This is a genomic window from Clostridium tertium (genome assembly GCF_017873245.1).
In the GTDB taxonomy this organism is placed as follows: Bacteria; Bacillota; Clostridia; order Clostridiales; family Clostridiaceae; genus Clostridium; species Clostridium tertium.
Genome location: NZ_JAGGJY010000021.1, coordinates 48,357 through 54,445 on the forward strand (window position 1 = coordinate 48,357; position 6,089 = coordinate 54,445).

Annotated in this window: 5 protein-coding genes; all 5 read left to right on the top strand. The window is 30.6% G+C overall.

Annotated elements, in window-relative coordinates:
• The first annotated feature begins 5 nt into the window (after positions 1–5).
• Positions 6–1,310, top strand: a complete 1,305-nt coding sequence (locus J2Z25_RS17165; protein ID WP_209741439.1) for a pyrimidine-nucleoside phosphorylase — start codon at positions 6–8, stop codon at positions 1,308–1,310.
• A 22-nt stretch (positions 1,311–1,332) separates the two neighbouring features.
• On the top strand, positions 1,333–1,998 hold the full coding sequence (deoC, locus tag J2Z25_RS17170; protein WP_209741440.1) for a deoxyribose-phosphate aldolase: 666 nt from the start codon (positions 1,333–1,335) through the stop codon (positions 1,996–1,998).
• A 259-nt stretch (positions 1,999–2,257) separates the two neighbouring features.
• Complete coding sequence (locus J2Z25_RS17175; protein ID WP_209741441.1) at positions 2,258–3,280, top strand: LacI family DNA-binding transcriptional regulator; 1,023 nt, start codon at positions 2,258–2,260, stop codon at positions 3,278–3,280.
• A 106-nt stretch (positions 3,281–3,386) separates the two neighbouring features.
• Positions 3,387–4,487, top strand: a complete 1,101-nt coding sequence (locus tag J2Z25_RS17180) for a BMP family lipoprotein (protein WP_209741442.1) — start codon at positions 3,387–3,389, stop codon at positions 4,485–4,487.
• A 73-nt stretch (positions 4,488–4,560) separates the two neighbouring features.
• A complete protein-coding gene (locus J2Z25_RS17185) occupies positions 4,561–6,081 on the top strand; it encodes an ABC transporter ATP-binding protein (RefSeq protein WP_111928606.1) in 1,521 nt (506 codons plus the stop codon).
• Positions 6,082–6,089 lie beyond the last annotated feature (8 nt).

The window sequence follows — 6,089 nt, forward strand, 5'->3', positions numbered from 1 at the left end:
TTAGTATGAGAGCTTTTGATATTATTGCAAAGAAGAGAGATAAAAAAGAGTTGAGTAAAGAGGAAATAGAATTTTTTATAGAAGGTTATACTAAAGGCGAGGTTACTGATTATCAAACGTCTGCATTGTTGATGGCTATATATTTAAATGGATTTAGTAAAGAAGAAACAGTTAATTTAACAATGGCTATGATTAAATCAGGAGATGTTGTTGATTTAAGTGAAATAAATGGAATAAAAGTTGATAAGCATAGTACTGGTGGAGTTGGAGATAAAACGTCTCTAATATTGGTACCTATGGTTGCAGCAGTTGGAGGAAAGGTTGCTAAATTATCAGGAAGGGGTCTAGGACACACAGGAGGAACTCTTGACAAGCTTGAAGCAATACCAGGATTTGATATAAATGTATCAAAAGAAAACTTTATAAACTTTGTTAATAAATCAGGACTTGTAATAGCTGGACAAACACAGAATATAGTACCTGCTGATAAGAAAATATATGCACTTAGAGATGTTACTGCTACTATAGATAGTATTCCTTTGATAGCAGCTAGTATAATGAGCAAAAAAATTGCTTCAGGGTCAGATGCTATATTATTAGATGTTAAATATGGTGATGGCGCATTTATGAAAACTAAGGAAGATGCTGAAAAGCTTGCAGAAGCTATGGTTTCTATAGGTAAGGGCTTAAATAGAAATACATCAGCAGCTATAACTTTAAATGGAGAACCTTTAGGATATGCAATAGGAAATGCATTGGAAATTCAAGAAGTAATAGAAGTTTTAAGTGATAGAGGTCCAGAAGATCTAAGAGAGTTATGTTTAAGACTTGGTGCTCAAATGCTTAAGTTATCTAATATAGAGGTGGATGTAAATAAAGGAAGAGCTATTTTAGAGGAAGTTCTTAAGAATGGAAAAGCTCTTGAAAAATTAAAAGAACTTGTAGCTAATCAAGGTGGAGATGTAAGCGTAATAGAAGATAAGAATCTATTTACTATTGCAGAAATAGCACATGAAGTAAAAGCGCAAGAAGAAGGGTATGTATATGAATTGAATGCAGAAAAGGTAGGAATAGCTTCATTATTAGCAGGGGCAGGAAGAGAAACTAAAGATGATGTAATAGATTATGGTGCAGGTATAATATTATCTAAAAAGATGGGAAGCTATGTTAATAAAGGTGATATATTAGCTACTATATATACAAGTGATATGAGCAGAATTGAAAAATCTGAAGAGATGCTTTTATCAGCATATACAATGTCCAATGAAAAGCCAGCTAAAGCAGACATAATACACAAGATAATTGAGTAAGAAAAGGAGTTAGGAGATAGAAATGGATATAAAAGATATATTAAAAACAGTTGATCATACATTACTTTTACAAACATCTACATGGGACGAAATAAAAGTTATATGTGACGATGGAATGAAATATGGAGTTGCATCAGTATGCATTCCACCTTCTTTTGTGAAAAGAGCAAAAGAATATGTTGGAGAATCTTTAAAGATATGTACTGTAATAGGATTCCCTAATGGATATAATACAACAGAGGCAAAAGTTTTTGAAACTAGAGATGCTATACAAAAAGGTGCAGATGAAATTGATATGGTAATAAATATAGGAATGGTAAAGGAAAAAAACTATGACTATATAATTAACGAAATAAGACAAATAAAAGAAGCATGTGAAGATAAAATATTAAAAGTAATAATAGAAACTTGTCTTTTAACGGAAGAAGAAAAGATTGTATTATGTGATTGTGTTACAAAAGCTGGAGCAGACTTTATAAAAACATCAACTGGTTTTAGTAATGGTGGAGCGACTATTGAAGATATAGAATTGTTCAAAAAGTATGTTGGAAAAGATATAAAGATTAAAGCTGCCGGTGGGGTAAAAAGTATTGAAAAAGCAGAAGAATTTATAGAAAAGGGTGCTTCAAGACTTGGTACAAGTTCTATAATTAAAATAATGAATAATGAAGAAGTTAAGGGATATTAGATGCCTTTGAATTAATAATAGCTAAGTTTTAATGTAGTAAGAAGTATTTTAATGGTATAGGGTAATATTACTTGTATTTCTAGAAAAGTTTAATTAAAAGATAGAAAAATTTTATTATCATAGCTTATAAAATAGAAAAAAATATCAAAATTTATATTTATTAGAATTTGGGACTAGTATAAATCAATATAATAGATATATAATATGCATATAGGAGAAAATTATTAATTTTGATCAGAGATGCATAAGGAGAAATGAAATGGCAGTAACTATAGATGATATAGCAAAACAAGCAGGTGTATCTTCTGCAACGATTTCAAGGGTATTAAACAATTCATCTTATGTAAAAGACGAGACAAAAGAAAAAGTGCTAAAAGTTATTGAAGAAATGAATTATGTTCCAAGTGCAATAGCAAGAAGTCTTTCGAAAAGAGAGACAAACACTATAGGAATAATAGTACCAGATATAACAAATTCATATTTTGGTGAGATAATAAAAGGTATAAGTAAAGTTGCAGAAGAAGTTGGTTTGAACATAATATTATTTAACACAAATAATGATGTGAAAAGCGAGATAAAAGCTCTAGATGAGGTTAAGAAACATAGATTAAAGGGAGTTATTATGACCCCAGGATTTGGAGATACTGAGTTTCAAGATATATTTACTGATATGATAAATAGCATAAATATACCAATTGTATTGGTTTCTGCAGACCTAAATTATATAGACTTAAATGGAGTATTTGTTGATGATATAAAAGGCGGATATGATGCTACAAAGTTATTAATAAATAAGGGACACAATAAAATAGGAATAATAACAGGGATAATAAGTTCAAGTTCAGCAGTAAATAGGCTTAATGGATATAAAAAGGCATTGATCGAAAATAATATTTCAATTATGGATCATTATATAAAAGAGGGAAAATTTAATTTAGATAAGGCTTATGAATTAACTAAAGAATTTTTAGATATGACTAATCCACCTACTGCAATAATTTCATGTAGTAATAGAATGACTTTAGGTGTTATTAAAGCTTTATTTGAAAGAAAAAAGAAGATTCCTAAGGATATAGCTTTAGTTGGATTTAATAAAATTGATCTTATAGATATAGTAGGTATTAATTTAACTTATATAGAAGACTCTCCAATAGAATTGGGACAATCATCTATAAGGTTGCTTCTAGAAATATTTGAATCTAATGAAAAAAATAAAATTAAAAGAATAAAGATACCACCTAAAGTAATTTCAAATGGATCAGAAGATAAGGTTGGTCAATAAAAAAATTTAATCTGATTTGTAAGCGGTATCAATGATTAATATTATTTAACGACGCACTTCTTTGTATATCAAAGATTGCTATATATTATTTTATGGAGGGATTATTATGAAAAAAAAGCTAATAGCACTAACACTTGCAGCTCTTATGGTCACTGGTCTTGTAGGTTGTGGCGGTAAGGGAAATGAAGGAGAAGGAGAAGCTAAAAAAGATTTAAAAGTAGGTATGGTTACTGATGCAGGTACTATTGATGACAAATCATTTAACCAAGGTACTTGGGAAGGTATAGAAAAAGCTAAAGCTGATTTAAAAATTGAAAGTAATTATTTAAAGCCAGCTGGAACTACAGAAGCAGATTATATGAAAGAAATAGGAAATCTTTTTGATACAGATTATAAATTTATAGTTACTCCTGGATTCAAATTTGAGACAGCTATATTCCAAGCTCAAGATAAGTATCCAGATGCTAAGTTTGTAATCATAGACGGAGCTCCTAACAATGGAAAAACAGGAGCAGATAGAGTAGAAAAAGTTGGTGACAATGCAGTTGCTATATTCTTTGCTGAACATGAAGCTGGTTTCTTAGCAGGTGTAGCTGCTTCTCTTCAATTAAAAGAAGGTGAATTAGGTTTCATAGGTGGAATGGAAATACCATTAGTTCAAAAGTTTAACTGGGGATTCCAACAAGGTGTTAAGTATGCAAATGAAAATCTTGGAACAAAGATGAATATTAAAGCAGAAAACGTAGTTTATCAAGGTTCATTTGATAACGTAGCAGCAGGACAACAATTAGCAGCAACTATGTTTGATAATGGAGTTAAAGCTATATTTACAGCTGCTGGTGGAGTTGGAGTTGGAGCTATAAATGAAGCTAAGACAAGAGCAACAGCAGGAAAAGAAGCATGGATAGTTGGAGTTGACGTTGACCAATATGCAGATGGTATATACAAAGATGATAAATCAATCATTTTAACTTCTGCTATGAAGAAAGTAGATTCAGCTTCATATGAAATGGTTAAGGCTGAATTAGATGGTAAATTCCCGGGTGGACAAACTTTAACTTTTGATGCTAAAAATGATGGAATTGGAATTCCAAAAGAAAATCCAAATTTAAGTAAAGAAACTACAGATAAAGTTGATGAAATATTCAATCAAATTAAAGAAGGTAAAATCACAGTAGCTGGTGAAAAAGGCGATTTAATTAAATAATTATATAAGGAAATTTAAAGGCAAAGCCTTTAAATTTCCTTGAAAATATGAAAAGAGGAAAGCGGTGAATTATATGGAGTATGTAGTAGAAATGCTTAACATTCGAAAAGAGTTTCCAGGAATTGTAGCAAATGATAATGTAACATTACAACTAAAAAAAGGTGAAGTTCATGCTCTTTTAGGTGAAAATGGTGCAGGAAAATCTACATTAATGGGGATGCTTTTTGGGATGTATCAACCAGAAGCTGGAGTAATAAAAGTAAAAGGAAAAGAAGTTAAAATTTCTAGTCCTAATGTAGCAAATGATTTAGGAATAGGAATGGTTCATCAACACTTTAAACTAGTTGAAAACTTTACTGTAACAGAAAATATAATTTTAGGTTGTGAACCAAAGAAGTTTTTAACTATTGATATAAAAAATGCAGCTAAAAGGATTGATGAATTATCCAAAACTTATGGCTTAAATGTTGATCCATACTCAAAAATTGAAGACATATCTGTTGGTATGCAACAACGTGTTGAAATTTTAAAAATGTTATATAGAAATGCTGAGGTTCTTATATTTGATGAACCAACAGCCGTTTTAACTCCTCAAGAAATTGATGACTTAATTAAAATAATGCAAAACCTTATAAATGAAGGAAAATCAATAATTCTAATTACACATAAGCTAAAGGAAATTAAAGCAGCCGCAGATAGATGTACAGTTATAAGAAGAGGAAAGTGTATAGGAACAGTTGATGTTAAAACAACTACAGAAGCTGATATGGCTAAGATGATGGTTGGAAGACAAGTTTCATTTAAAGTTGATAAAGTAGAAGCAAATCCAGGAGATGAAGTATTAAGGCTAGAGAATTTATCTGTTAAAAACAATAAAAAGGTTTTAGGGTTAAAAGACTTTTCTTTAAATGTAAGAAAAGGCGAAATAGTTGGTGTAGCTGGAGTTGAAGGTAATGGACAAACGGAATTAGTAGAAGCTATAACTGGCATGAGAGGTATAGAGAGTGGAAGTATATTCTTTAATGGAAAGGATATTAGCAAAACTTCAATAAGAAAGAGAATTGATGAGGGGATAGCACATATTCCAGAAGATAGACATAAAAGAGGACTTATTCTTGATTACACTATGGAAGATAATATGGTTCTTAAGGTTTATAAAAATGAACCATTTTCTAAAAATGGACTTATAAATAGAAGTAAAATAACTGAATACGCAAATAATATTATTGAGACTTTTGATGTTAGAGCTGGTGAAGGTGGAAAATCAATGGCCAGATCTTTATCAGGTGGAAATCAACAAAAGGGGATTATTGGACGTGAAGTTCAGTCAAATCCTGACTTGTTGATAGCTGTTCAACCAACTAGAGGGTTAGATGTAGGGTCTATAGAATACATACACAAAAGACTAGTTGAACAAAGAGATAGTGGGAAAGCTGTACTTTTAGTATCATTAGAATTAGACGAGATACTAAATGTTTCAGATAGAATTGCTATTGTTAACAATGGCGAACTTATAGGAATAGTAAATGCCTCTGAAACAGATGAAAATGAAGTTGGATTAATGATGGCAGGAATAAAGAGAGGTGAAAGCTAATGGAAAAA

Coding starts and splice junctions, on each gene's coding strand:
- J2Z25_RS17175 (WP_209741441.1), top strand. CDS start 2,258: ATGGCAGTAACTATAGATGATATAGCAAAACAAGCAGGTGTATCTTCT.
- J2Z25_RS17180 (WP_209741442.1), top strand. CDS start 3,387: ATGAAAAAAAAGCTAATAGCACTAACACTTGCAGCTCTTATGGTCACT.
- deoC (WP_209741440.1), top strand. CDS start 1,333: ATGGATATAAAAGATATATTAAAAACAGTTGATCATACATTACTTTTA.
- J2Z25_RS17165 (WP_209741439.1), top strand. CDS start 6: ATGAGAGCTTTTGATATTATTGCAAAGAAGAGAGATAAAAAAGAGTTG.
- J2Z25_RS17185 (WP_111928606.1), top strand. CDS start 4,561: ATGGAGTATGTAGTAGAAATGCTTAACATTCGAAAAGAGTTTCCAGGA.